Below are 26,492 nucleotides of genomic sequence, written 5' to 3' on the forward strand. Positions count from 1 at the left end.
CTAGAATCAAATCAAAAGACCCTTCCTCAAGTATAATCACTCTTCACATAATAATACTGGAGGAAGGAAAATTCATAGGAGAAATTATATAAAATACAAGAATAGAGTGATTTAATTTCTAATGGTCCCTGTATCTTTTATTTTGACGTGTGTCTTTACATTTATTTTAGCCTCTGCTAACGCTTGCAACCAATTTCCTTTTACTTTTTTCCACTCGTTATATTGAAAAGCTCTAGCATATAACGATAATCCGATAGGATCAATTTTATTCTTTTGTAATTCATACAACATATTTTGTAATTTCTTATTAATTTCTTTTTGAACCTCATTTTCTAAATTATGTATGTTTTTTTTATTATCATAATGCTCCTTAATTAAATGTGCGTTAGTTTTTTCTATTATAGCTACATTAGCGTTTATATCGAAATTAAATACAAACTTTCCTTTTTGAAAATTAACATCTATTTTCCTAGTCGCATTCTGTATTAATATAGAAGTGTTTGGTTTTTGGCTGGATTTTTTAGGTGGAAGCACAAGGTGTAGTATCATCCGGCCTTTATTTTTGGGCTTATTTAAAAGATTGAAGAACTTAACATTTTTTTTAGGGATACGGCTTAAATATTTACCTTGTCGATCTAAAAGTGCAATTCCTACCGTGTCGATTTCATTCTTTGCTTTTTTTATAACTGGAACAGCTTGTGTCATTCCTTCTTCATTTTTTTCTCTCATTAATTGTTGAATCGTGGAAGAAACGGATTGATTATTTTGAATGGAGGATTCGATTACACTACTTATGTAAGATGGTAGTGATGGTTTATCGGGCTTATTAATTGTGAAAATTTCTTCTACAGGTCCATCAACAAGTACTACTTTAGCATTAATGGTAGCGTAAGGATCACGGTAAGAAGAATCAAGCTCCTGCATCCAATTTGCTTCTTGGGCCAATTTTTTCCCAATTAAAATGATTTCAGCTTTTGAGGCTGTCATATAGCCCGTTAACTTCGTATCTATTTTACTGAATCCATTATATACAGTGGATGCCCGCGTCCATTGCTCTATAGTACTTCTTTGCTGTTTATGATGAAAGAGTGGTATGCTTGTGCCCACTTTTATGTCTCCATTAGAAGTTCTATCTAAGGCGATTAACAGGATTAATGAAACCTGTTCAAGAGGGATTCTTTGACTACAACCGATTAAACATACACAACAAGTTACAATCCATATCCATTTTCGAATCAAAGTTGTTTCCTCCTAGTTAACCAAGTGAAAAGAATGCTGTATGCGAAAAAAAAGATTGGTAATAGAATAAAAAAAATGATATTTAAGATATCCATAAGAGAATATATAAACAAATATTGATCCACGTCGGGATTTAGAAAAATAAATAAGCCGACTATTAAAAACATAAAACTAACGAGCACCCAATTGCGAGCATTTTTTTGAAGTAAAATGGTCACAGATTCAAAACTGAAAAATAAATACGGATATATTGTAGTAGAAAATACAATCAAATAGTAAGCGATATATATAATTTCTAATCGTTCTATGAATGAAAAACGAACCCCTTTTAACAAATGAAATACTGGCCAAATTACGTCTTTTATCCCCTCCGGACTAAAGTATATATAAGAAAGAATAGTCACATATAGATAGAAAAACATGGTTCCAGTATTCGCTATTAGTATTCCTTTTATGGCTTTTTGTTTTTTTTGTAAGAACGGATAAATAAAATATGCAATTTCTAAGCCAGCATAAGGGGTAATTGTTTCTTTTGTTGCCTTTACAATAGGGGATATGCCATCTTTAAAAATAGGTAGTAGGTGTAAAGGATTGTAGTTACTCTTTAATGAAAACAGAAGAAATAGTGGCATCCAAGCAGTGAAGAAGAAAACAAGCATAGAATAACTAGTAAGAGCCCTTATCCCACTCAATGATAAAATAATAAAAGGCAATAGTAATAATATGGCGATTTGATAAGCAGGAGTGGAAGGGAATATCCACACTTTTATAATGTCAGTTGCCTTTAATAAAGTATTAAAACCAGCAAAAAATAGATAAAAGGCATATAAAAGAAGAAAAATTGTTCCTAGCCATTTACCAAAGTATGTTTTTAAAATCTGTGAGAAATTTTTGCTAGGACTTTTTTGTAACATTAATACAATAAATACGCCAATTATAGAAGTAACCATCCATCCCAGAATGATAGAAATCCAGCCATCTGTGCCAGCGGTAGTAGCAAGTGGGCTTGGCATAATTAACATACCTGATGCAAGTTGCAGTGAATGGATGAAAACAATAAATTCAAATAAAGTTATGTTTTGAAATTTAAGATTCCCCATGCGAACCACCTTCTTTTTTCTTTTTTTGTTCCGGCTGTCCTGTACTCGAGCGGGTGGTGATCATGGAAATAGGAAATCTTACAAAAGAATCTTTTAACTCTTGGAGACGAAATGGTGCAATTGGCAATCCATATGGTGAACCATAGGAAGTTAATGAAACAAAATGAGCAAATAAGAGCATTAATCCACTAACAATACCTACAATCCCATAAAAATAGGCTAATAACATCATTGGAAAACGAATAAGCCGAATACAACTTGATAAATCATAATTAGAAACAATAAATGATGCAATGGCGGTAATAGATACGATAATAACCATAACGTTACTCACAAGACCAGCTTGAACAGCCGCCTGCCCAATTACAATCCCTCCAACAATTCCAATTGTTTGTCCAATTGGTTGTGGTAAGCGAATACCAGCTTCACGTAGCATTTCTAGTGTGATTTCCATTATAAAAGCTTCCAATAAAGGAGAGAAAGGGACTTTAACTCTTGACGTTGCAATAGAAGTGTATAGATCTAAAGGAATGATTTCAAAGTGAAAAGAGACTATAGCAATATAAATTGCGGGTAAAAAAATAGCTATAATAAATCCTGCAAATCGTAATAAGCGAAAAAATGATGCAATGAGCCAATGTATATTATAATCATCTGGAGTCTGAAAAAATCCAATTAAATTCATTGGGACAATCATCGCACCAGGAGATCTATCAATTAACACTGCTACTTTTCCATCAAGTATATGATTAGAAATGGCATCTGGGCGTTCACTTAAATAAGCCTGTGGAAAAGGAGTCCAATTTTGATCCTTTGTAAAATTAGATAGTTCTCCAATGCTCAATACCGCATCCGTTTTAATTTTACAGATTCTAGTTTCTATTTCTTGGACCACATCTTCGTTTGCTACATCCCCTAAGTAAATTAAATAGACTAAAGAAGTGGCGCGTTCTCCAATTGTCATTTTTTTAATTTTCAATTCAGTAGAAGGAATATATCGACGAATTAAGCCTATGTTTTTTGTGGCATTCTCAATAAACCCATCATGTGAGCCTTTAATAGTAACTTCTGAAATGGGTTCTTGAATCGCTCTTTCTGCCCAGCCTTTTGTATTTATTAGAAGGGACCTCTTTTCTCCTTCCATAAACAGTACACATTGTCCCTCAAGTAATCCTTCTTTAATTTCATTCCACGTATATACTATTTTGGTATGAGTAGCAATAATATTAGAATTAAATATTTGACTGTCTTCATTCACTTCTTGTAATAATGGTGTAACAACATTTCCTTTTAATGCAACACCATCTGTAAGGCCTTCAAAATAATATAGTAAAATATTCGTGTTTGTTTTTAATTGCAAAGGATGTTCAATCAAATCTGCACTAATATCAAAGATGTTATCTAATGTATTTTTAAGTTCTTTTAAGTTACTTGTTTGGATTTTTTCAATGGTTTTATCTGTCTTTGTTTCTAGGGTCTTTTCATTTAAGGACAAAATTGACACCTCTTTAATATATAACGATTAGTTGTAGTTATTATTTTTATATGTTTGAATTTTATTCACTAATTTAAACGGATTGAGATCAAGAATAACTAAAATTGAAGTACTATATTATAAATTCAATAATTGAGAGTAAAAAAGTAGATGTAATTTGTGTAGAAATCTAAGTATCAAGATAGAAGTGAAATTTGAATGATTATAATAAAAAAGAACCCTTGATAGGTTCTTTTTAATAGTTGGTAAATATGTTGTCAACAATAGATGGCGATAAAGGTAGTAATTTAGATGTCTTTATGTTACTCAGCTGAATTTTGTAGGAAGAATTATTTTTTCATACCTCAATGCTCAATAAAAAAGGACATTTCATTTATTTGGGTGTTTTAGTGTATTTGAATTTTGCACGCTAACAAATTTTGTTTAGGGACAAAATGTGAAGTTTTATTCTGAAATAACAGAAAGTTAATGCGGCAAAATTCCTATTGGTAATTTGGATAGGTATCAAATATTTCTTTGGCCTTATTTTCTTGATATGACCGTACGTTTATATGTTTCTAAGGGAAAGAAATATTTTCATTTTTATTACCATCTATTGTTTGATTAAGATGGTAACACGAAAATGAAACGTTTACAACCAGAAAATAAAGAAAAAATATTAAAATGCGACTTTTTTCGACAAATATTCCTATAAAACGTTTTGTAGGAATTAGAAATAACTAAATTAGTAATAATAGCTTAATATATTAAAGGGAAATTCAATGAATAAGAGTCCAAAGGCATGAATTTAAATGATAAAGTTATAATTTTCTTTTTTGAACTGTAAGTGTTTTACAAGTATAGTTAAACTTTAATCCAACTAGCATTTCTTCCTTTTGTCACTAGCTTAATATGGCCAAACAATTGCAAGGAATTTAAAGCCTTACTGATTGTACTCTCTGCTATGTCTGGATATGTGTTACGAATACACTCCTTAGTAAAGGGTTGTTTTTGTTTAAGGATAAAATCCTGAATTCTCTCCACTTTAGTATGCTTACATATAGAATCTAGAACTGTATTATGAAGATCTTTGTACGCCTCTAATATAATAGTTAAAAACGTTTTTAACCAAAAGCTACTATTATGTTCCTCGCAGTACCAATTTACCGAAGATTTATAAATCGAATTGTAATATTCAGATTCATTTTTCTTAATGTATTTATCCAGACATACATATTTTACAAATGTATTTCCACTCTTAATTAATAGCAATTGCATTAACATAAGTGCCAATCTGCCGTTACCCTGATTAAAAGGGACTATGCAATAAAAATTAAATATAAAACGAGCTATTAATAAAAGTGAATGATGGCCCTTACTAGAATTTAATGAGTTATATTGATCACATAATTGTTCCATTACTTGTGGAATAAGCTCATGTGGAAGAATGCGGTAACTATTTAAGTGCATTCCGTTTTCAGGAATACCTGGAATAGTAAACGGTTTTTCGCGCCATTTGGCACTGTCAGAGGTAATGTAATGTATTAATTGAAAATGTAATTCCTGTATAGTCTCTGGATTGATTAATAAATCACAGGAATTCTTATGTACAAAAGTAAGTGTTTGATAAAAACAAAAGATAGCATCTTCCGAAATATTTTGAGGTACTATATCATCTAAAATAAGTTCTTTCAATCTTTTATTAGGGACTTTTATATCTTCATAGGTAGTAGTAAAGTTTTTTATGTAATGAAGTGGTATGGTTTTTTCTAAGCTAGTAAATATATCAGGATTTTGTTCCTGATAAGCAGCTAATTTTCCTTTTAATTCACTAATTTCACTAATTATATTTAATAGTCTCCTTTTTAATTCAATATTTTTATACCTGTCATCGAAAAAATTTCTCATTTTTATTCCCCCTGTAACCCCTTAACATGCTGTTACATAAATCTTTCCATTCTAAAGATAGTTTACAACATTATTTTGAAATAACAATATATTTATTTTGATTTTGAACTTATTTTAGAATCAAAATTGTTATTTAAATTTGATTAACGAGTTAGAACTTATAATTAATCATGTTTGAATAAAGAATGAATATACACAGATAGAAAATATAGTTTGACTTAAATTCCTTTTTATGAATTTACGAGGTGAAAATATAATTTTAGAATTATTATTAGTGTAGTTTGCTGTATTATTGCTGGGAATTTACTAGAAAGTAACTAATTTTCACAAATAAAATAAAGAAATCTTAAAGAGGAATCAATAGGATCTAATTTGAATAGGCATAATCCTAACATTAAATGTGCAAATGTACAATAATTAAATGAAAAAAATATAAAAATATCGACTTTTTTCGACAAAATAAATTAAATAGAAAAATAATCTAATGTAAGAAAATTGTTGCTTTAGATGGTCTCTGCATTTCATAAATTAATATTGAAGGAATTATCAAATGATTTTTACGAGTAATAAAAGAGTAGATATATATATTAAATTGTGACAATTATAAAGTTAGTATTCTCCATTTTCATTATTTAATTTAACAAATTTAATAATAGTAAGGTGACTTTTCTATATTTAATATAAGTATTTGAGGGGGTATGGTGATAAAAAGTGTCATTTTCTATATATCCATGTAGCATTTAGCACTTGTATTGCGAAATATTTTGACATAAGTTAATTTAAATATTAGGTACAGAAACATTTTAAGGAAAAGAGTCAGTATAAAAGTACCCTGAAAAACGTTTCACCCTAAAAACGTTTTTCCTCAAGAGATTTTTTCTCAGGAGCACTAAAGTTTTTTAATTTGTTTCTGTGCCTTATTAGATAAAAATAATATAATAAGTTGTTTAGAAAAGGTGAAAATTCCCCCCATTATAAAATGAACTCATATCACTTAACGTCCGTATGGTCTAGTTAAAGTAGGAATTTAAAGAAAAGGAAAGGGCTAGCTCTAGTTATAATTAGTGCAATAAATAGGGGGCTACTCAAATTTTTTTGTTAGATTTGGTAGGAGTAATATTTACGTTTGTTGGACTAGGTGTATTAAAGTGCATACCCTTTTTGATTCAACCGATGAGGCGCTAATCAAGGATTTAATCATCTAGAATTTAGAAAGGTTAAATGTGGAACTGAATTTTCTGCTAAATTAGTAGAGACTAAAACAATCCCCTTAAATTGAACTATTCACTACTTAACGTCCTGATAGATTGTTTGAAGTGTTAGTAGGCAAATCTAAAAATAAAAAAGGATATTCTACTCTTCTTTTATGTATATAAAACAAAGTGTAAGGTAAGTTCCAGATCCAAAGTGTTTTATTTAATATTCATTCAATCTCATGCGTACTACTTTTATTTTCTTAAGAGCATGTATTTGCGTGGATGCTCTTAAGAGAATAAAATGCCTAAAAAAATAAGTATAAGCATACATTTTAAAAATTGATATATCGTATATAATAAAAAACTCCTTGTTCTTCAAATAACGAACAATACAATGTGAATGAAACTCTCAGAAGAATTTACATATAGAATTCACCTTAACTCAAAAAAACACATTTTATGCAAAATTATATTTGCTGCTATAGAAGGGTGGGGGTTAACATGACCAAAACTTGGTGTAGGTTCGTATTCCTTGTAAAATAAGTGATTCTTTACTGTTTTCTCTAGTTGTATCTATTAATGATTCATCAGGTTTCCTTCCAGTGGAAGGGACATAAGTTGTTACTACCCTTGGAAATATATTAATAAACACCCATTCAAATTTTTCGATATTTCTATTTCCAAATTCTAATGTTTCAATTGGCTTAATTGTATTTTCTCTATCAAAAAATTTTATTATGTAAAACCTTTTTGAGAGGTCACTACTATGTTCAATAGTCCAAATTAAATTTTCCATTTTCTTGATTTGCAACAAGTCCATTTCCGAAAATCCTTTCATACATAAATATAGCGAATGTTCCTATTCTATACTATATATTTTGAAATTTAAATAGTTATCTTATACGATGGGATAAAAAGAAGTTAATACTCTAAAATTTATCTTAGAAAAGGACACACCTACGCATACATATGCTATAGGTGTGTCCTTTTTTAGTTGTTTATAAGTTTCCTACAGAGTTATTGAAGTAAAGTTTCAACAGTGTCTCCATAGTGAAGTGAGATTCATTATATAAGATTCATTTAAACCGTATATTAAGTTCATATGAATCACATATTGGAATTTTACAATATGTGTGTAAGGCGTTTCTGGAATTATATTATTTTGAAAATATAAACTTCAATATACCAAAAAGTAAGAATATTAAACCGTAATAATTTTAGAATATACTTCTAATTAAAAGACGTGCGGAAATGCACGGATAATAAAGGAGAATTTCCTATGACAATGTATAAAAGTGAAATGAAAAAGAGTGTAATAACTGAAGAGGATGTAGATATGTTAAAAATAATGGCACATCCAATTCGATTGCAAATTATAAACGAGTTAATTCAGTATAAAAAATGTAATGTTACACAATTGACGGAACTTTTAAAAATTCCACAATCTACTGTTTCCCAACATTTATCGAAAATGAGAGGCAAGGTGCTAAAGGCTGAAAGAAAAGGCTTAGAGATGTACAATTATATTACTAATTTAAAGGCGAGTCAGATTGTAGGGATTTTAGGTTTGTAAATAAACAAAACTTCACACATATCATTATAAGTAAAGCACAGAATAATCCCCCCACAAATAAGTGGGGGATTTCTTTTATGACAAAATATCAGTTTTTTTGAGGAGTGTCACGATAGTCACCATGTTCTAATGTGTTAGTATATGAAAAATTTTGAAAGTGCTAAAATGCTTGATATTATTCACTAGAAGTTATGTCGCAAAAATCTTTTAATTTCATCAAAAGCTAAGTGACGATGACCAGCCTGACAATGTTGTTCACCACCAGTTTTCTTAGTGAAAACTACAGAAGTGATGGAGGCTGCATTACATAGCTCCGATTCGATTTGCGGTAATCGGCTAATTGGAACGTACTGATCGTCTTCACCAGCCAGGAGCAATACTTCTTGATTTATGAACTGACCGATTCCTGCCATCGTATGTTTTTCAAAGTTTTTAAGTAAGCTAAATGGCGTTTTTTCACCTGTATTTTCCATACCTTTTTTAACTTTCCAGTTCAGGTCGATGCTGGTGGCCATCATTTGTTTAAACATGGTATTAATTTTGTCAGCTTCATTAGTAGCCAGAAGCGTGGTCAATTTATTCCAGATATTATCCGGCATGCGCATCTTGAGTGCATCAAGGCCACTATAAAAAATATTAAAGGCGATGACTTTGTCGATTCGTTTTTCAAAAGCGGCGGCACGCATTGCCAAGTAGCCGCCCCAAGAAGCTCCGAGAATACTAACACGGTCAAGTTTGAAATAGTCAATGACTGTGGAAACGGGCTTCTCCCAGTTGTGGATGAATTTTAAGCCGTTTTTCAGTGCTGTTCCTTGTCCAGGTCCATCAAAAACTATAATATTATAATTGATTCCTATGAGGTAGTTCATCATCTTCATCATTTCCTCCATGTAGGAATCGTAGCCTCCAAAGAAAAGTAGTGTATTACATGCGCCTGGTGTCATGAATTTGATTGCAGGAAGATAGGAATCTTCATAAGGAATTTGAAAGGTTTCATACTCAAAGTCATGAAAGCCCTTATAAAAAGTTTCACGGTATTTTTGGTACACTTTTTCTTTTTTTGGATCGGATGATTCCATATAAAACTCGGCAGCCTGATAATAAATCGAAGCTAGATCGAAGTCTTTCTGATGCTCCCGCATTGCTGCATATTCTATCCAAGTGTTATACCAGCTGTCCGTGTCTGTAAGTCTTGGGATGATGGCTTGCAAATCCTGATTTGCCCGCTCATCGTCTTGATAGAAATCGTTGAAAAAACGGTTAATTTGCAAATTGAACTGTTCGTTGTTTACATACTGTTTAAACATAAAATCCCTCCTTATATTTGCCTACAAGGTAAGGATAAGAGAAGTATATTAAAGAAACAACAAGCAGGAAAGGGTAAGAAGTACGAAATCGAACCATAAGGATATAAATGGTTTGATAAGCAACTTTGGGAAGGAGATTGATTATTAATGGGAGAGGATGTTCGCGTTTATAAAACGAAGAAAAATATTTCTAATACACTTATTACCCTCTTGAACGAAAAAGAGTTTGGGCGAATTACAACTAAAGATATTTGCATACATGCTATGGTGAGTAAGTCCACATTTTACAGCCATTTTGCAGATAAATATGATCTTTTGGAAAAATTAGTGCGAAATTATGTCTGCTGGTTCAAGGAAGAAATTGAATTTCGTTTCGCATTAATAGAGAATGGAAATGTGGCTCAAGCTATTAATATGATAACCGATAAGATCTCAGCGCGAAAAAAAGAGATTGCAACTTTACTCCATGTACGTGTTCCCTCAGCGGATTTACGTTTAGAATTAGAATCCATTTTATATAATGCTTGCTATTCCTATTTGAAAGAGCAGCAGGTTGAAGTAAGTGTGCCGATTGACTTTGTAGCTCAGTTGTATACAGCAAACGCAATGGTGTCAATCAATTGGTCGCTGAGCAACGATAAAAATCCAGATGTGGTTGAACTAATCGATAATATGCAGGGATATGTTTTTGATCTGATTTTGTCAGGTGGCGAGAGAATGTAATAAATCATGAAACCTGCTTAATAATGTAGTTATCGTGTGGGGTGTGGTTGTAAAAAAATAAGTAATCGATATTTGGATTTTTTGTGAATCTTTATTGGTTTTTTATAAACTCTTTACTACATAATGTTACAAAATAGAATTAATTTGCTTAATTTAGCCCCATATCAGGTTAATAAATAAACTAAATGTGTTTATGTTATTGAACTATTAATATATTAGTAGGTGATTTGTTCGTTTATCCCTATATTGCTATTATATTAGCATAAACAATATATTGGGGGGACAAGTATGAATTTGAAATTAACATCTAAGTTAGAAAGATTAAGAAAAAGTAAAAAAGGAATTGGTGCTTGTGTTTTAGCTGCAGGGGTGACGGCAATTACAATGATTCCTCAAAGTGCATATGCACATGGGTTTGTTGAAAAGCCGAGTAGTCGTGCTGCTTTATGTAGTCAGAATTATGGAGCATTAAATTTAAATTGTGGAAATGTAATGTACGAACCTCAAAGTCTAGAAGCACCTAAAGGATTCCCAGATGGTGGACCGATTGATGGGAAAATCGCTTCGGCAGGAGAACTGTTTGGAGGGATTCTTGACCAACAAACATCAAATCGCTGGTTCAAAAACACAATAAAGGGGGGAGCAAATACATTTACATGGAAATACACAGCGGCACATTCTACAAGTAAATGGCATTATTACATTACCAAAAAGGGATGGGATCCTAATAAACCATTAACACGTGCTGAATTAGAACCAATTGGAACTGTGAAACATGACGGTTCGGCAGCATCAAATAATTTAACACATACAATTAATGTACCAACTGATCGCAATGGTTATCATGTTATTTTAGCTGTATGGGATGTAGCAGATACGTCAAATGCGTTTTATAATGTAATTGATGTAAATCTAGTAAATAATGAAGCTCCCGATACAGTAGCTCCAAGTCAACCAACTGGATTAAATGCGTCTAAAGTTTCTGCCAATAGTGTTGAACTAACATGGAAGGCCTCAAATGATAATATAGGCGTAAAAGAATATCAAGTGTTACGTAATGGAGAAGTAATTGGTACGGTACTAGGTACAACTTTTACTGATAAAAAACTAAAAGCAAATACGGAATATCCCTATACAATAAAGGCATTAGACGCTGCTGGAAACATATCAAAAGAAAGTGAAAAACTAAAGGTTAAGACAACAAATGAAACTCCAGATAAAGAGGCTCCGACTCAACCAAAAGGATTACATAGTATGGGTACAACAGCGACAACTGTTGATTTGATGTGGAGTGCGTCTGAAGATAATGTAGGTGTTGATCATTATGTTGTATATAGAGAAAGCACTGGGGTTATGAATAAAATTGGGACAGCGGATAATACATCCTTTATGGATAAAGATTTAAAAACTAATACATCGTATAAATATGTAGTGACGGCGGTTGATTTAGCTGGAAATGAGTCTAGTAGAAGTGATGTTTTAACTGTAGCAACAAAACTAGAGGACTCTACTTATGAAAAATGGGATGCAAGAAAAGCATACAATAAAGGTGATAAAGTAGTACATGAGGGAAAATTGTATGAAGCGATTCAAAGTTATCAAGGGAACGGCGATCCAAATTGGATTTTTGCACTATCGCTTTGGAAGCCAGTTTTAAATAAATGATAAGTGGAAAAGGGTAGTTATCACTTATTCTATGTGCAATACCGGAACAGGGGTGCAATTTTTACTCTTCATCCCAATATATACGAAATGAAATTATTAAAGAACCCCAATGGTATTCCATCAAAAAGGAATTCCATTGGGATTCTTTATTTTTTAATTTGTAATAGCGTATATTTTCACTGTAAATTTGTTAGTGGCACCAAGTGGGCTTGCAATATAATATTTAGTATTCGTATAAGCTTCAGTCCTAGATCCATGTGAAATATTTTTCCAACGAGTAGAATCTGTACCTAGGGAAACGTCAATCATTACATTGAAAGAGATAGAAGAAGGATGATCTTTTTCTGAAGGCTCAATAATCCATTTTAATTCCTTAGTACCTACAGGTAAACTATCAATTTTAAAGTTTTGACTGGATCGATTTTGTTGTCCGGATAAAGGGCTAGATTCGGATGAAATTTGCGAAATTAATATTTCTTTTTCATTCGAATGTATACCATTTAATTTAATGATACTATCAATTAAACCTGGACCAGGAAAATCAGCTGCGATAATACCAGAATGTTTAATTCCACCTTGTTGCAAGAGTTCGGTCCCCAGTGTATTCATTCCACCATAAAATACTTGACCATTTATATCACGAGGGAAATCTTCCCACGCATTAGTTGTAGCTTTTTGAATCATCTTGAGGTTACTATCAGTATTTCTGCTCTCTTTACCACTTGCAACAAACCAAGGATAAACATTATTTAATAATGCAGCAGCACCACCTGTGCCACTAAAATAGTTAAGATAGATTTTATCATTGTTAAAATTATTATTTGCATTTTGAAGGTGGGTTCTCACCGCATTCCATTTTTCATACATTCCGTCTGGTCCGTTTTCAATTTCAAATGTATCTTGTATATTTAAGCTATCGTAATTAATACCATATTGCTGAGAGGCTGTAAAGTTTTGTAAGATTAAAATTTTCCCTCGGATGTCTGCTAGAGTAGGGTTATTTCTTTTTGAAGTTGGTACAGAACTCGGATCCCAAAAATAGGAAGAATTAAGGTCTTTGTATTTATTAAGTATTTCCTCGAATGATAGTGAGCCACTTTCAGGAGTAGTTTCTTCTTTTAAGCGCATTAAAATTGTTTCTGTAGGATGATCTTTTAAAAATTGAATTGCCTCTTTTAATACATCTTCAAACATTGCTTTTTGATTTACAATCCCATGGTACATTGCAAAAGAATCTTTTACACGTTTAACACGCATATCTACATATCGAATTCCGGAATTTAATTGTTGTGGTAGACTCATAGTTTGATTTCTTGTCAAATTTTCATCAAGAAAACTTGCTCCATGTAAAGCCATTGTACCGTGAGTCCCTGGAATAGATATTTCACTCAATTTTGTTGAATCTGCTACTTTCGACATCCATGCTGGGTTTTGATAGCCTATATTGGATTCATAGGAATAACCTGGATGACTATCAGCAAAAATAGTAGATGGTGTACTTAAACTTGCTAGTGTGAAACAAGTAAGGATACTAATTTTTAAAAAATTCCTCATTTTTATTTTGTTCATTTTATCTCTCCTGACTTTTAAACAATAGATATAATAAAACAAGATGATTTTTTACTACATCTATTGTTTTCATTCTTAAAGTAATGAATTTTTGTGTTTGAAAAAATCAAAATAGGGTAGGAAGTTATTTGAGATTTTAATAGTTTGTTGTAATAAATTGTATCTAATAGTCAAACGGATTCTTAAAGAATTGAAGCATAGATAGGTAAAAAACAAACTTTCCGCTGTACTGTATACAAACAAAACAGAAGTCTTAAAAAAGACTTCTATTTTGTGATATATAATGAATGATAAGGTGGTTAACAAATCAAGATAATGTGACTGAGTGGTAAAAATCTATTTATAGCTGTTTCAGAATTTTTTATAACAAGGTTACTTATGAAAAATGGGACTCTGTTAGGCTAACAAAAATTAAGAAATTCTACTCATTACAACTTAAACTAACTACAGTTGCGATAGATTGGGCTGCATGTTCCCAGCTTCCATCTATCACTTTTCCAATCTGTTGACCAAGTGCATTTAAATCATTTGGATTAACTGGAATCCCATTATACGCAGCAAGAATTGATAAAAGTGGAGCGGCAAAAGGTGTCCAACCACCTCTATCAATATTAAATACAGGCTTATCTATTACCTTTCCATCTTGCACTGTAAACTCATAATAAAATTGATCATCTGGACGAAAACTTAAATGATGAGAAATTTGTCCCTTAACATATGTTTTACCGCCACCTAAATTTACTACTTCAATTGGTTTTACATTAAATTCATGCTCAAATACTTTAATTTTTTTAACTTCTGGACCATTTAAGGCAGCTTTAACTGCTGTTTCCAAATTATTTTGTGCAAATGGTTGAATACTCATCTGTGTCTCTTCTTGTTGGATAGGAGCCTCTTTTTCAGCAGCAAACACCGATGTACTTGGTAGTGCACCTGTAGCCAATGTAGCTGCAAGTGCTGTCGTCATCATGATTTTTCTTTTCATCTTCATAGTTTTCTTCCTCCCTTAAAGTTATGATATATAATTTTTTAAAGACTGACATGGGGCAATATTTTATTTCATAATGTACGCAAAAAACTAGTTTAAGAATTATGTGAAATTATGTCAGGAAATTAAAGTTAATTATATATGCACTTACAATGATAGCTATCTACACATGTTTTTTCAATTTTCTAACAAATAATACAGTAATACCTTTTCATAAGGCAATTTAGTGTTTCAATTCTCTCTTTGTACGTTTTAAACAAATTAAAATCGTAGTGGTAATAATATATTTGTAATCAAATGTCGTATATACTTCGAGAAAAGTACACAATATTTTTATAAAAAACTATAGGAATTATCATGATATAGTTATCAAACTAAGTAAGAAAAATGTTAATATTATGAAGAGATTCCAGTGATCTGCTATAAAATTACTGGAAAATGAGCATGACATCATACACGCATGCGATTGAAAAATTTTATAAGTGGCGTATAAAACTATAACAAATACTACAAATCAATTAAAAAATTTCAGTTATTCTGAATGCGAAGGGCACGTAATATTTATTGTGAACTGTAGTACTGATCAAGATTTTAGGAGGAAATATGAACAAGAAGACTAAAAGAATCATATTAATTATTGGTATATTAGTAGGCATTAGTATCTTTTTATATTTACAAAACAATTTAATAAGTATAACTGAGGTTAAAATAACCTCTAGTAAAATTCCCTCTTCTTTTAAAGGATATAAAATACTACAAATTTCAGATTTACATAATAAAAAATTTGGTGATAATCAAGACGTTTTAATTCAAAAAGTAAAAAGCATAAATCCAGATATTATTGCTATTACGGGTGATTTAATAGACAGTAAATCGTACGATGCAGAAATTAGTATGCAAGTAATACGAGAACTTGTAAAGGAATATCCGGTATATTTTGTGACAGGAAATCATGAAAAATGGTCAGGAAAATATAACAGTTTAGAAAAAAAATTAAAGAAACAGCATGTCACTGTTTTAAGAAATGAACATGTAATAATACAAAAGGGAGGACACGAAATAAACTTGTTAGGAATTGATGATCCCGAATTTAATACTGGAGATATTGATGAAGGAAGTATTGTAAAAGATGCAATTGTAAAAGCAAAAATTGAAACGCAGCCAGATAGGTATAATGTATTATTATCCCATAGGCCTGAATTTTTAGAAGCATATGCTGATGAGCAAGTAGATTTAGTGTTATCGGGTCATGCACATGGGGGACAAGTTCGGTTACCTTTTATCGGGGGATTAGTTGCTCCTAATCAAGGAATACTGCCCAAATATACAGCGGGTTTATATGAACAACAAAATACGTCTATGATAGTTAGTAGAGGATTAGGCAATAGTATCATTCCGCAAAGAGTTTTTAATAGACCTGAGATTGTAGTCGTGCAGTTAAATTAATCTGTACGGCTTTTTTGTTCAGGAGAATAATTTAAAGGTAGTTTTTCTTGAGTACAAGTTTCCATTACAATTTTGTTAAAATTTTTCAACGTTACATAAAGTAACAAAATTTGACCTATTGAGTTTGTTATAGTGTAAATAATCAAAAAACTTAAAAATTAGTCGAGTTAAAATAGTTATTATTAAGCAATATTAAAAATATAAAGGGGTGTACAAATGCATAAAGAATTTGAAATTGAAGAATATACGGCGATTGAGGAGCAAATTCATTATTATAGTACGTCTTTATTAGTAAGTCATCCTGAGCAAATTGTAAAGTATTTAGAAAAACGGTTGGAAAAGTATGCAGAAACGTTACAATATGCACATTTATATCCGGAAACGGTTATATTACCAATACAGCAAATAGTTATCGAATATTCATTAGATGTTGCTAGAATTAGAAGGTATTTAAATTTAAAAACATAACAAAAATCGAATAATTTACAATGAAACAGAGTCGACTTTAAGAAAAGATATTCTAATGTCGACTCTGTTTCATTGATTTAGTAAATAACAGAAAAAATATATGTTTGAAAAGTTTGACATATAATAATTCGAGAGTAAAATAAAAGTGAGTACTCACTCATTTCAAAGAAAAGGGGGATTTTTAGTGCAGCAACCTTCAATTATTTTACGAGATGTATCAAAAAGTTTTGGGAAAAAAGAAGTTTTGCATAACCTTTCGCTGCAAGTAGAAAAAGCAGAAATTTTTGGCTTGGTTGGACCTTCCGGATCAGGGAAAACAACACTCATTAAAATGATTGCAGGTATTAATGAGTCAACTACAGGGGATGTAATTGTTTTTAATACAAACATGCCTAATCTAAATGAAATGAAAAGAATTGGTTATATGGCTCAGGCTGATGCATTATACGAAGAACTATCGGCATATGAAAATGCAGATTTTATTGCAACGATGTATGGGTTAAAAGGTAAGCGTAAGAAAGAGAGAATCGTAGAAGTTTTTGAACTTGTGCAATTATCAGAGCATATGAAAAAGCAAGTACAGCATTTTTCAGGTGGAATGAAAAAACGTTTATCATTGGCGATAGCACTCCTTCATGAACCAGAAATATTAATTTTAGATGAGCCAACAGTTGGGATAGATCCTCTACTTCGAAAATCGATTTGGGAGAAGTTTTATGACCTTAAAAAGAAAGGAACAACTATTATTGTAACAACGCACATTATGGATGAAGCTGAGTTTTGCGAACGTCTAGGGCTAATTAGAGAAGGGAATTTAGTTGCGATTGGCACACCGGAGGAATTGAAAAAACAAACATCTTCTGGACGAATTGAAGATGTCTTTATGTTAGAAGGAGTGATTGAATCATGAGAGTTAATGGTGTAGTCATCCGTATCATTCGTCAATTTTTTCGAGATAAGCGTTCTTTAGCAATGATGTTTGGGGCACCAATGTTATTACTTTGGTTATTGTCGCTAGTATTTACACAAAAAGACTATATACCGCATATTGCTGTAGTCGATGTACCTGCTCCTATAGTAAAAGCAATGAAAAATCAAGAAGCATCAATTTATGAATATAGTAAAGACAAAGCAATTTCGGAGTTAGAAAAGCAAAAGGTAGATGCAGTAATTCATTTAGAAAATGGAAAAATGAATCTTCTATTAGAAGGCAGTGATTCATCAAAAAACCGTGCGGTACTTCAAGTATTGCAAAAGAGTACAGAGAAGAATGATGTATCAATGATGAAGCCTGAAGTGGATTATTTACATGGCTCTAAAGACATTACGATGTTCGATGGGCTTGGTCCCGTATTAATTGGTTTCTTTACATTTTTCTTTGTATTTATATTGTCCGGAGTATCTTTTGTAAGAGAACGTTTAAGTGGTACATTAGAGAGATTATTGTCCACACCAGTGAGAAGATGGGAAATAGTTTTAGGATATATTATTGGTTTTGGAATCTTTGCATTTATACAATCTATTATAATTGTAAGTTTTTCAGTTTATATTTTAGATTTATATGTAGCTGGCTCAATATGGCTAACGCTACTTATAACATGTATGCTTTCTTTAACTGCACTAACATTAGGCACGTTTTTATCGGCATACGCAAATAATGAATTTCAAATGATTCAATTTATACCGCTTGTTATCGTGCCACAAGTCTTCTTTTCTGGGTTGTTTCCAATGGAATCCATGAATACATGGTTACAAATGTTAGGTAAATTATTTCCACTCACATATGGTGCTGACGCTATGAGACAAGTAATGATTCGGAATCAAGGGTTTACAGAGATTGCATTAGATCTTACTGTATTACTACTTTTTTCACTATTATTTGCAGTAGGAAATGTATTTGCATTAAAGAAACATCGCAAAATATAATGATGATAAAAAGGAGCACAATAAATGAAGAAGGATTGGCTGGAAGAATTAGTTGCCGCAACGAATACTGATAAACGTAATGAACGCCAAATGCGTATATTAGAGGCAGCTGTTGATATGTTCGGAGAAAAAGGGTACGCCTCAACTTCAACGAGTGAAATTGCAAAGCGAGCTGGTGTAGCGGAAGGAACAATCTTCCGCTACTATAAAACGAAAAAAGATTTATTGTTTGCAGTCGTGATGCCGACCTTAACAAAGTTCGCTGCACCATTTTTCGTACAAGCCTTTGCAAAAGAAATATTTAAAACAGAGTATGAATCGTATGAAGTGCTTTTAAGAGTAATAATTCAAAATAGATTTGAATTTGCTAAAAAGCACTTTCCAATGATAAAAATATTAATTCAAGAAGTACCATTTCAGCCAGAACTAAAAAGTGAAATACAACAATTAATAGAAACAGAACTGCTTGTACATTTTAAAAAGCTGATTGCAAAGTTTCAAGAAGAAGGGGAAGTTATTGAACTTCCGCCTTCTTCTGTATTACGTCTTACTTTATCAGCTGTATTAGGGTTGCTCTTAACGAGGTTTTTATTATTGCCGGAAGAGAAATGGGACGATGAAGTGGAAATTGAAAATACGATTCAATTTATATTGTATGGACTAACGCCACGGAGGTAATGTGATGCGACAATTTGCTAAACCGATAATTGTTGTAAGTAAATGTTTAGAATTTGATGCCTGTCGTTATAATGGAGAGATGGTTCCAGATTTAACAATTCGAAACTTGCAGCCATTTGTTACATTTATACCTGTATGTCCTGAAGTAGAAATTGGTTTAGGGACTCCTCGTGAAACGATACGTATTGTAGAAAAAAATGGTGTGAATAGGCTTGTACAACCGTCAATACGAGAAGATGTAACTGAAAAAATGAATGGATTTTCAAATGCATTTTTACAAACATTACCTGAAGTTGACGGTTTTATTTTGAAGAATCGTTCGCCAAGTTGCGGAACTCGTGATGTGAAAATCTATTCTGGTTTTGAAAAAGGGCCAGTAAAAGGAAAAGGAACTGGATTATTTGGCGGAGCAGTAATAAAAAAATTTTCGCATCTTCCAATTGAAGAAGAAGGTAGATTGTCGAATTTTATTATTAGAGAGCATTTCTTTACAAGATTGTTTACAATCGCGCATTACAAAATGATTAAACATACTAAAAACATAAAAGAACTCGTAGCGTTTCAATCAGATTATAAGTATTTATTTATGGCATATAATCAGGTGAAACAAAAAGAATTAGGGCGTATTATTGCAAATCAAAAAAATGAAACAATTGAAGTCGTATTTGATAACTATGAGAAGACTTTATATGAATTATTTATTCGCGCGCCTCGCTATACATCGAATGTAAATGTATGTGAGCACATTTTCGGATATTTTAAAACAAAGCTAAAAAAACAAGAAAAAGATCATTTTCTAGAACTGATACAAAAATATGCAGAAAAGAAAATACCACTTAGTAGTTTGCTTACAATTTTAAAATCATGGGCCATTCGATTTGATGAAAAGTATTTATTAAGACAAACATATTTCGAACCATACCCTGAAGGGGTAGTAGAAATTTCTGATTCGGGAAAAGGTAGAGATTATTAAACAATAAATTACATAATTCGACACAAAACCTCCTATGTTGTTGTAGAACAATGTAGGAATTTTTTTGTGCATTGGTACAGAATCTGTTTTAAAATTAAGTTATGACAGAATTATAGCAATTATCTAACTAATATTCGTGTCTTTTAAGAAGTAATGTTTGTAGTAGAAACTCGCACGCTGTCGAAACTCAATATTCGATAAGGGGTGTGTAGCGGAATGGAATTTACTCTAACTCGCGAAAAACAAATGATTAAAGAAATGGTACGTGATTTTGCTGAAAAGGAAATCGCACCGAAAGCTGTATATTATGACAAAACTGCGGAATTTCCATATGAAACATTTCAAAAAATGGGCGAACTGGGATTATTAGGTATCCCATTCCCGGAAGAGTATGGAGGTTCAGGTGGCGATACGTTATCGTACGCGTTAGCTGTTGAAGAGATTGGTCGTGCTTGTGGTGGAACAGGTTTAAGCTATGCTGCAACAATTTCATTAGGTGCTTCTCCAATTTATTATTTCGGTACAGAAGAACAAAAACAGAAATTTTTAGTTCCAATGGCGTCAGGTAAAACGTTAGGTGCTTTCGGATTAACGGAGCCAAATGCTGGATCTGATGCAGGGGGCACACAAACGAAAGCAACTTTAGATGGCGATGAATATGTTATTAGTGGTGAAAAGTGCTGGATTACAAACGCAGAGTATGCAAATACAATTATTGTAACCGCTATCAACGGTTTTGAAGACAATGGTAAAAAACGTATTTCTGCATTTATCGTACCGACTACTAGTGAAGGATTAACGATTTCAAGCCCTTACGATAAGATGGGTGTTCGTGCTTCTAATACTTGTGAAATCGTACTTGATGGTGTACGTGTACCGAAAGAAAATATTCTTGGTGATGTAAATAAAGGATTTAAACAATTCTTATATACACTTGATGGAGGACGTATTTCAATTGCAGCATTAGCAGTAGGTATTGCACAATCTGCATTTGAGCGTGCATTGCAATATGCGAAAGAACGTCAACAATTTGGAAAACCGATTTCTAATTTCCAAGCGATTCAATTTAAATTGGCTGATATGGCGACTGAAGTAGAATTAGCGCGTAATTTAGTACATAAAGCAGCTTGGTTAAAAGATAACGATAAACCTTTCGGTAAAGAAGCGGCTATGGCAAAGTTGTTTGCATCTGAAGCTGCAAGTCGTATAGCAAATCATGCAGTACAAATTCATGGTGGATATGGCTATATGCGTGAATACGAAGTTGAACGATATATTCGTGATGCAAAACTTTTAGAAATTGGTGAAGGAACTTCTGAAATTCAACGTCTCGTAATTGCAAGACATTTAGGATGTAGATAAAAAGGAGGGGTCACTATGTTTCAAAAAATATTAATTGCTAATCGCGGGGAAATCGCAGTTCGCATTATGAAAACTTGTCAAAAACTTGGCATTCGCACTGTTGCTATTTATTCTGAGGCTGATGAAAATGCCCTTCATGTAAAATTGGCAAATGAAGCTTACTTAGTAGGCGGTCCACGTGTCCAAGAAAGCTATTTAAACCTTGAAAAAATTATTGAAATAGCTAAGAAGACAAATGCTGAAGCAATCCATCCGGGGTACGGATTATTATCAGAGAATCCATCTTTTCCGATTCGCTGTAAAGAAGAAGGAATCGTATTTATCGGTCCTTCAGAAGAAATCATTACTAAGATGGGAAGTAAAATTGAGTCACGTATAGCGATGCAAGCAGCAGATGTGCCAGTAGTTCCAGGTATTACTACAAATATTGAAACTGCTGAAGAAGCAATTGAAATTGCGAAACAAATTGGTTATCCATTAATGCTTAAGGCATCCGCGGGCGGCGGAGGCATTGGAATGCAGTTGATGGAAACTGAGCAAACGCTCACCAAAGCATTTGAAAGTAATAAAACAAGAGCGCAAAATTTCTTTGGTAACGGAGAAATGTATTTAGAGCGCTATATAGCAGATGCACATCATATTGAAATTCAGCTTTTAGCAGATACACATGGTAATACAGTGTATTTATGGGAACGCGAATGTTCAGTGCAGCGCCGAAATCAAAAAGTAATTGAAGAAGCACCTTCACCATTTTTAGATGAGGGTACACGAAAGGCTATGGGAGAAGTTGCTGTACAAGCTGCTAAAGCACTTGGTTATACAAATGCAGGTACAGTTGAGTTTCTTGTAGATGATCAAAAGAACTTTTATTTCTTAGAAATGAATACGAGATTACAAGTAGAACATCCAGTTACAGAAGAAATTACTGGGTTAGACTTAGTTGAACAACAATTACTTATCGCATATGGTGAGAAGCTATCATTTACACAGGATGATGTAAAACGTAGTGGTCATGCCATTGAGGCTCGTATTTATGCAGAAGATCCGAAAACATTCTTCCCATCACCTGGGAAAATTACAGATTTAACGTTACCGACAAATATACGTATTGATCACTTTTTGGAGAATCAAGTAACGATTACACCTTTCTATGATCCAATGATTGCGAAAGTAATCGCACATGGTGAAACTCGTGAAGAAGCGATTTCAAAATTAAAAATTGCTCTAGAAGAGTTAAAAGTAGAAGGTATTAAAACAAACACACCAATGTTACTGCAAGTACTCGGAGACGATGTGTTCAAAAGTGGTATTTATACAACGGGTTTCGTAACGAAACAACTTGTTAAAAAGTAAGATTTATGAATATTAAGGGGGAAAAAATGATGACGAAAGTATATGCATCGATGGCAGGAAATGTTTGGAAGATTGTTGTAGGAGTAGGAGATACAGTAGAGGAAGAGCAGGATGTCGTCATTTTGGAATCTATGAAAATGGAAATTCCAATCATTTCAGAAGAAGCCGGAACTGTTATGAAAATAAGCGTTCAAGAAGGCGATTTTGTAAATGAAGGAGATGTATTACTAGAAATTGAATAGGGAGATATAGGGGGAAGCGAATTGAAACTACCTAATTTTGCTGTCATTAAAGAAGTCGGGCCACGTGATGGCTTACAGAATGAAAAAAAGATTGTTGGCACAAAAGATAAAGTAAAATGGATTCAACTACTTACAGAAGCGGGATTGTCGTACGTTGAAGTTTCCTCATTCGTTCACCCTAAATGGGTTCCTGCATTAGCAGATGCAAGTGATGTATTTTCTGAGCTAAAAAGGGATCCAAATGTTACATATGCAGCGCTTGTTCCAAATCAAAATGGTTTGGAGCGAGCTTTTTTGCAAAATGTAGATGAGGTGAATGTTTTTTTATCAGCAAGTGAATCTCATAATAAAAGTAATATTAATAAATCTATTAAAGAAGCATTAGCTGTAATTGAAGATATAACAAAACAGGCAACGTTCGAAGGTAAAAAGGTAAGAGGCTATGTTTCTACTGTATTTGGATGTCCTTATGAAGGGGATATAAGTGCCACAGCAGTTGACGAAATATGTAATCAACTATTTTCATACGGCATTTATGAAGTTTCTCTCGGTGACACGATTGGTGTAGCGAATCCATTACAAGTAGAACAAGTATTAGAACATTTATTACAGAAGTATGATGCTTCGCAGTTTGCGATGCATTTTCATAATACGTATGGAATGGCTCTGGCGAATGTAGTTAAGTCATTAGAATATGGTATTACAACATTTGATAGTTCTTGTGGTGGACTGGGAGGATGTCCTTATGCACCAGGAGCATCGGGTAATGTTGCTACTGATGACTTAGTGCATATGCTCCATAAGCTGGGAGTCCAAACTAATATTGATGAAGAAAAGTTATTGAGAGCTAGTCAGTTTATTCAAAGTAAGTTAAATATCCAATTACCGAGTCATGTGTATAGAGCGCTTCAACATAAAACGATAAGTAGGTGAGAAGATGCTACAATTACAAAACATTTCAGTTGACTATGTTACACCGCACGTTGTAAAGATTTCGTTAAATCGTGAAAGACAAGCAAACTCATTGTCTTTGGCATTATTAGAAGAATTACAAACTATATTAACTCAAATAAACGAAGAATCAAATACGCGCGTTGTTATTTTAACAGGGGATGGCGAAAAAGCATTTTGTGCTGGTGCTGATCTAAAAGAGCGTGCAAACATGAATGAAGAACAAGTTCGCGATGCTGTGGGTATGATTCGTTCTACTATGGAGATGGTGGAACAATTACCACAACCAGTTATTGCTGCTATTAATGGAATCGCACTTGGTGGAGGTACTGAATTAAGCTTAGCTTGTGATTTTAGAATTGCTTCTGACACTGCAAGTCTAGGTCTTACTGAAACTTCTCTTGCAATTATACCTGGAGCAGGTGGTACGCAGCGTTTACCGAGATTAATTGGAGTCGGTAGAGCGAAAGAATTAATTTATACAGGAAGACGTATTTCGGCGCAAGAAGCGAAAGAATATGGTTTAGTAGAATTCGTAGTACCAGCTGATTTACTAGAAGAGAAAGCAATTGAAATTGCAGATCGAATTGCTAAAAATGGTCCAATTGCTGTTCGATTAGCAAAAGAAGCAATTTCAAATGGAATTCAAGTAGATTTACATACCGGCTTACAAATGGAAAAACAGGCGTATGAGGGCGTAATCCATACGAAAGATAGATTAGAAGGATTACAGGCATTCAAGGAAAAACGCAAACCAATGTATAAGGGGGAGTAAATATGTTAGATCAAAAACAACAATCTAATTCATTTGAAGAAAGAGTTGAAACAATTAAGCAAGGCGGGGCACCGAAATACCATGAACAAAACAAAGCAAAAGGAAAACTTTTTGTTCGAGATCGTTTAGCTCTTTTATTCGATAATGGTGAATATGTGGAAGATGCATTATTTGCAAATTGTGAACAAACTGGATTACCAGCTGATGGTGTTGTAACTGCGACTGGTAAAATACATGGTCGTACTGCGTGCGTAATGGCAAATGATTCGACTGTAAAAGCTGGATCATGGGGAGCACGTACAGTTGAAAAAATTCTACGAATTCAAGAAACAGCAGAAAAATTACGTGTACCGTTATTTTATTTAGTTGATTCTGCTGGAGCGCGTATTACAGATCAAGTTGAAATGTTCCCTGGACGCCGCGGTGCAGGAAGAATCTTTTATAACCAAGTGAAATTATCTGGTAAAGTGCCACAAATTTGTTTATTATTTGGACCTTCAGCGGCTGGTGGTGCGTATATTCCAGCATTTTGTGACGTTGTTATGATGGTTGAAGGAAATGCTTCTATGTATTTAGGGTCTCCGCGTATGGCTGAAATGGTTATCGGTGAGAAGGTAACTTTAGAAGAAATGGGCGGAGCACGTATGCATTGCTCAGTATCAGGATGCGGAGATGTTTTATGTAAAACAGAAGAAGATGCAATTATGCAAGCAAGACAATATATTTCTTATTTTCCAAGTAACTATTTAGAAAAGACTCCTTTGATTACACCTCAAGAACCGAAACAGTTCGATAAAACGTTAGAAGAAATCATTCCAGAAAATCAAAATGCTCCTTTCAATATGAAAGATCTCATTAACAGAATTATTGATGAAGGTTCTTTCTTTGAAGTGAAAAAATTATTTGCTCAAGAACTAATTACAGGTTTAGCACGCATTGATGGTAAGCCAATTGGCATTATTGCAAATCAGCCGCGTATGAAGGGCGGCGTATTATTCCACGATTCAGCTGATAAAGCAGCGAAGTTTATAAATTTATGCGATGCATACCATATCCCATTATTATTCCTTGCAGATGTACCTGGATTTATGATTGGTACAAAAGTAGAACGTGCCGGAATTATTCGTCACGGTGCAAAAATGATCTCTGCAATGAGTGAAGCAACTGTACCGAAAATTTCTATCGTCGTTCGAAAAGCATATGGAGCTGGCTTATATGCAATGGCAGGTCCAGCGTTTGAACCAGATTGCTGCTTAGCATTACCAACAGCTTCTATTGCAGTAATGGGTCCAGAAGCAGCGGTTAATGCTGTATATGCAAATAAGATTGCAGCTTTACCAGAAGAAGAGCGTGCAAGCTTTATTGCTGAAAAACGAGAAGAGTATAAGAAAGATATTGATATTTACCGTTTAGCATCAGAGATGGTGATTGATGGTATTGTTCATCCAAATAATTTACGTGAAGAGTTAAAAGGACGATTCGAAATGTATATGAGCAAATATCAAGTATTCACGGATCGTAAACATCCTGTATATCCAGTTTAAAAGCCCTATTTAGGGCTTTCTTGCTCAAAAAG

The 26,492-nt window shown here is 33.0% G+C and carries 23 protein-coding genes; 15 read left to right on the top strand and 8 right to left on the bottom strand.

The genetic code is table 11. The features are described from left to right. Positions 1-111: 111 nt before the first annotated feature. The 5 genes from QCI77_RS12560 to QCI77_RS12580 all read right to left on the bottom strand — a co-directional run bounded on the left by QCI77_RS12560 (position 112) and on the right by QCI77_RS12580 (position 7,737). Complete coding sequence (locus QCI77_RS12560) at positions 112-1,239, bottom strand: Ger(x)C family spore germination protein (protein ID WP_353824968.1); 1,128 nt, start codon at positions 1,237-1,239, stop codon at positions 112-114. Beyond that, positions 1,236-2,339, bottom strand: coding sequence for a GerAB/ArcD/ProY family transporter (locus tag QCI77_RS12565; RefSeq protein WP_002127474.1), 1,104 nt, complete (start codon positions 2,337-2,339; stop codon positions 1,236-1,238). The genes QCI77_RS12560 and QCI77_RS12565 overlap by 4 nt, the downstream gene beginning before the upstream one ends. Then, positions 2,326-3,834 carry a spore germination protein gene (locus QCI77_RS12570; protein ID WP_002085466.1) on the bottom strand — a complete coding sequence of 503 codons (1,509 nt, stop codon included), beginning with the start codon at positions 3,832-3,834 and terminating at the stop codon, positions 2,326-2,328. The genes QCI77_RS12565 and QCI77_RS12570 overlap by 14 nt, the downstream gene beginning before the upstream one ends. An 843-nt stretch (positions 3,835-4,677) precedes the next feature. Next, positions 4,678-5,721 carry a Fic family protein gene (locus tag QCI77_RS12575; protein ID WP_016091364.1) on the bottom strand — a complete coding sequence of 348 codons (1,044 nt, stop codon included), beginning with the start codon at positions 5,719-5,721 and terminating at the stop codon, positions 4,678-4,680. A gap of 1,692 nt (positions 5,722-7,413) precedes the next feature. Then, the gene (locus QCI77_RS12580) at positions 7,414-7,737 is read right to left on the bottom strand and encodes a hypothetical protein (RefSeq protein ID WP_002085464.1); all 324 of its coding nucleotides are present in this window, start codon (positions 7,735-7,737) and stop codon (positions 7,414-7,416) included. A 459-nt stretch (positions 7,738-8,196) separates the two neighbouring features. Between QCI77_RS12580 and QCI77_RS12585 the strand changes: the two genes are divergently transcribed. Further along, positions 8,197-8,490 (top strand): ArsR/SmtB family transcription factor, encoded by a 294-nt coding sequence (locus QCI77_RS12585; protein WP_002141834.1) that lies wholly within the window; start codon positions 8,197-8,199, stop codon positions 8,488-8,490. Between the two features lie 182 nt (positions 8,491-8,672). Here the strand turns inward: QCI77_RS12585 and QCI77_RS12590 are convergent, their stop codons facing one another. After that, the gene (locus tag QCI77_RS12590; RefSeq protein ID WP_353824969.1) at positions 8,673-9,797 is read right to left on the bottom strand and encodes an alpha/beta fold hydrolase; all 1,125 of its coding nucleotides are present in this window, start codon (positions 9,795-9,797) and stop codon (positions 8,673-8,675) included. A 147-nt stretch (positions 9,798-9,944) separates the two neighbouring features. On the opposite strand from QCI77_RS12590, the gene QCI77_RS12595 reads away from it, so the two are divergent. Together QCI77_RS12595 and QCI77_RS12600 are read left to right on the top strand one after the other, a co-directional pair. Further along, positions 9,945-10,520, top strand: coding sequence for a TetR/AcrR family transcriptional regulator (locus tag QCI77_RS12595; protein WP_353824970.1), 576 nt, complete (start codon positions 9,945-9,947; stop codon positions 10,518-10,520). 288 nt (positions 10,521-10,808) lie between these two features. Continuing rightward, positions 10,809-12,185, top strand: coding sequence for a lytic polysaccharide monooxygenase (locus QCI77_RS12600; protein ID WP_353824971.1), 1,377 nt, complete (start codon positions 10,809-10,811; stop codon positions 12,183-12,185). Positions 12,186-12,338: 153 nt separating this feature from the next. On the opposite strand, the gene QCI77_RS12605 is transcribed toward QCI77_RS12600, so the two are convergent. Both QCI77_RS12605 and QCI77_RS12610 read right to left on the bottom strand, forming a co-directional pair. Then, positions 12,339-13,754 carry a phosphatidylinositol-specific phospholipase C gene (locus QCI77_RS12605; protein WP_353824973.1) on the bottom strand — a complete coding sequence of 472 codons (1,416 nt, stop codon included), beginning with the start codon at positions 13,752-13,754 and terminating at the stop codon, positions 12,339-12,341. 421 nt (positions 13,755-14,175) lie between these two features. Then, entirely contained in the window at positions 14,176-14,745 is a 570-nt protein-coding gene (locus QCI77_RS12610) for a methyltransferase (protein WP_353824974.1), read from the bottom strand. Positions 14,746-15,345: 600 nt separating this feature from the next. Between QCI77_RS12610 and QCI77_RS12615 the strand changes: the two genes are divergently transcribed. The 12 genes from QCI77_RS12615 (at position 15,346) to QCI77_RS12670 (ending at position 26,460) form a co-directional block, all read left to right on the top strand. Next, on the top strand, positions 15,346-16,188 hold the full coding sequence (locus tag QCI77_RS12615) for a metallophosphoesterase (protein ID WP_113769445.1): 843 nt from the start codon (positions 15,346-15,348) through the stop codon (positions 16,186-16,188). Positions 16,189-16,404: 216 nt separating this feature from the next. Next, complete coding sequence (locus QCI77_RS12620) at positions 16,405-16,656, top strand: hypothetical protein (RefSeq protein WP_002017002.1); 252 nt, start codon at positions 16,405-16,407, stop codon at positions 16,654-16,656. Positions 16,657-16,840: 184 nt separating this feature from the next. Continuing rightward, complete coding sequence (locus QCI77_RS12625) at positions 16,841-17,566, top strand: ABC transporter ATP-binding protein (protein ID WP_002032219.1); 726 nt, start codon at positions 16,841-16,843, stop codon at positions 17,564-17,566. Then, a complete protein-coding gene (locus tag QCI77_RS12630) occupies positions 17,563-18,582 on the top strand; it encodes an ABC transporter permease (RefSeq protein ID WP_113936472.1) in 1,020 nt (339 codons plus the stop codon). Before QCI77_RS12625 ends, QCI77_RS12630 begins: the two co-directional genes overlap by 4 nt. A 24-nt stretch (positions 18,583-18,606) precedes the next feature. Then, on the top strand, positions 18,607-19,260 hold the full coding sequence (locus tag QCI77_RS12635) for a TetR/AcrR family transcriptional regulator (protein ID WP_353824975.1): 654 nt from the start codon (positions 18,607-18,609) through the stop codon (positions 19,258-19,260). Between the two features lie 4 nt (positions 19,261-19,264). Next, entirely contained in the window at positions 19,265-20,233 is a 969-nt protein-coding gene (locus QCI77_RS12640; protein WP_353824976.1) for a YbgA family protein, read from the top strand. Between the two features lie 216 nt (positions 20,234-20,449). Next, a complete protein-coding gene (locus QCI77_RS12645) occupies positions 20,450-21,595 on the top strand; it encodes an acyl-CoA dehydrogenase (protein WP_353824977.1) in 1,146 nt (381 codons plus the stop codon). 15 nt (positions 21,596-21,610) lie between these two features. Then, positions 21,611-22,948, top strand: coding sequence for an acetyl-CoA carboxylase biotin carboxylase subunit (locus QCI77_RS12650; protein WP_002136442.1), 1,338 nt, complete (start codon positions 21,611-21,613; stop codon positions 22,946-22,948). A 26-nt stretch (positions 22,949-22,974) separates the two neighbouring features. Next, positions 22,975-23,190, top strand: a complete 216-nt coding sequence (locus QCI77_RS12655; protein ID WP_085311237.1) for an acetyl-CoA carboxylase biotin carboxyl carrier protein subunit — start codon at positions 22,975-22,977, stop codon at positions 23,188-23,190. Between the two features lie 21 nt (positions 23,191-23,211). Further along, positions 23,212-24,123 carry a hydroxymethylglutaryl-CoA lyase gene (gene mvaB, locus QCI77_RS12660; RefSeq protein WP_193665706.1) on the top strand — a complete coding sequence of 304 codons (912 nt, stop codon included), beginning with the start codon at positions 23,212-23,214 and terminating at the stop codon, positions 24,121-24,123. A gap of 4 nt (positions 24,124-24,127) precedes the next feature. Further along, on the top strand, positions 24,128-24,916 hold the full coding sequence (locus QCI77_RS12665) for an enoyl-CoA hydratase (protein WP_353824979.1): 789 nt from the start codon (positions 24,128-24,130) through the stop codon (positions 24,914-24,916). 2 nt (positions 24,917-24,918) lie between these two features. Continuing rightward, on the top strand, positions 24,919-26,460 hold the full coding sequence (locus QCI77_RS12670) for an acyl-CoA carboxylase subunit beta (protein ID WP_353824980.1): 1,542 nt from the start codon (positions 24,919-24,921) through the stop codon (positions 26,458-26,460). The last annotated feature ends 32 nt before the right edge of the window (positions 26,461-26,492 follow it).

Source organism: Bacillus cereus group sp. MG9 (genome assembly GCF_040459995.1).
Classification (GTDB): Bacteria; Bacillota; Bacilli; order Bacillales; family Bacillaceae_G; genus Bacillus_A; species Bacillus_A mycoides.

Coding starts and splice junctions, on each gene's coding strand:
- QCI77_RS12670 (WP_353824980.1), top strand. CDS start 24,919: ATGTTAGATCAAAAACAACAATCTAATTCATTTGAAGAAAGAGTTGAA.
- QCI77_RS12605 (WP_353824973.1), bottom strand. CDS start 13,754: ATGAACAAAATAAAAATGAGGAATTTTTTAAAAATTAGTATCCTTACT.
- QCI77_RS12635 (WP_353824975.1), top strand. CDS start 18,607: ATGAAGAAGGATTGGCTGGAAGAATTAGTTGCCGCAACGAATACTGAT.
- QCI77_RS12640 (WP_353824976.1), top strand. CDS start 19,265: ATGCGACAATTTGCTAAACCGATAATTGTTGTAAGTAAATGTTTAGAA.
- QCI77_RS12610 (WP_353824974.1), bottom strand. CDS start 14,745: ATGAAGATGAAAAGAAAAATCATGATGACGACAGCACTTGCAGCTACA.
- QCI77_RS12615 (WP_113769445.1), top strand. CDS start 15,346: ATGAACAAGAAGACTAAAAGAATCATATTAATTATTGGTATATTAGTA.
- QCI77_RS12590 (WP_353824969.1), bottom strand. CDS start 9,797: ATGTTTAAACAGTATGTAAACAACGAACAGTTCAATTTGCAAATTAAC.
- QCI77_RS12575 (WP_016091364.1), bottom strand. CDS start 5,721: ATGAGAAATTTTTTCGATGACAGGTATAAAAATATTGAATTAAAAAGG.
- QCI77_RS12665 (WP_353824979.1), top strand. CDS start 24,128: ATGCTACAATTACAAAACATTTCAGTTGACTATGTTACACCGCACGTT.
- QCI77_RS12645 (WP_353824977.1), top strand. CDS start 20,450: ATGGAATTTACTCTAACTCGCGAAAAACAAATGATTAAAGAAATGGTA.
- QCI77_RS12630 (WP_113936472.1), top strand. CDS start 17,563: ATGAGAGTTAATGGTGTAGTCATCCGTATCATTCGTCAATTTTTTCGA.
- QCI77_RS12655 (WP_085311237.1), top strand. CDS start 22,975: ATGATGACGAAAGTATATGCATCGATGGCAGGAAATGTTTGGAAGATT.
- QCI77_RS12565 (WP_002127474.1), bottom strand. CDS start 2,339: ATGGGGAATCTTAAATTTCAAAACATAACTTTATTTGAATTTATTGTT.
- QCI77_RS12650 (WP_002136442.1), top strand. CDS start 21,611: ATGTTTCAAAAAATATTAATTGCTAATCGCGGGGAAATCGCAGTTCGC.
- QCI77_RS12585 (WP_002141834.1), top strand. CDS start 8,197: ATGACAATGTATAAAAGTGAAATGAAAAAGAGTGTAATAACTGAAGAG.
- QCI77_RS12620 (WP_002017002.1), top strand. CDS start 16,405: ATGCATAAAGAATTTGAAATTGAAGAATATACGGCGATTGAGGAGCAA.
- QCI77_RS12580 (WP_002085464.1), bottom strand. CDS start 7,737: ATGGACTTGTTGCAAATCAAGAAAATGGAAAATTTAATTTGGACTATT.
- QCI77_RS12600 (WP_353824971.1), top strand. CDS start 10,809: ATGAATTTGAAATTAACATCTAAGTTAGAAAGATTAAGAAAAAGTAAA.
- QCI77_RS12595 (WP_353824970.1), top strand. CDS start 9,945: ATGGGAGAGGATGTTCGCGTTTATAAAACGAAGAAAAATATTTCTAAT.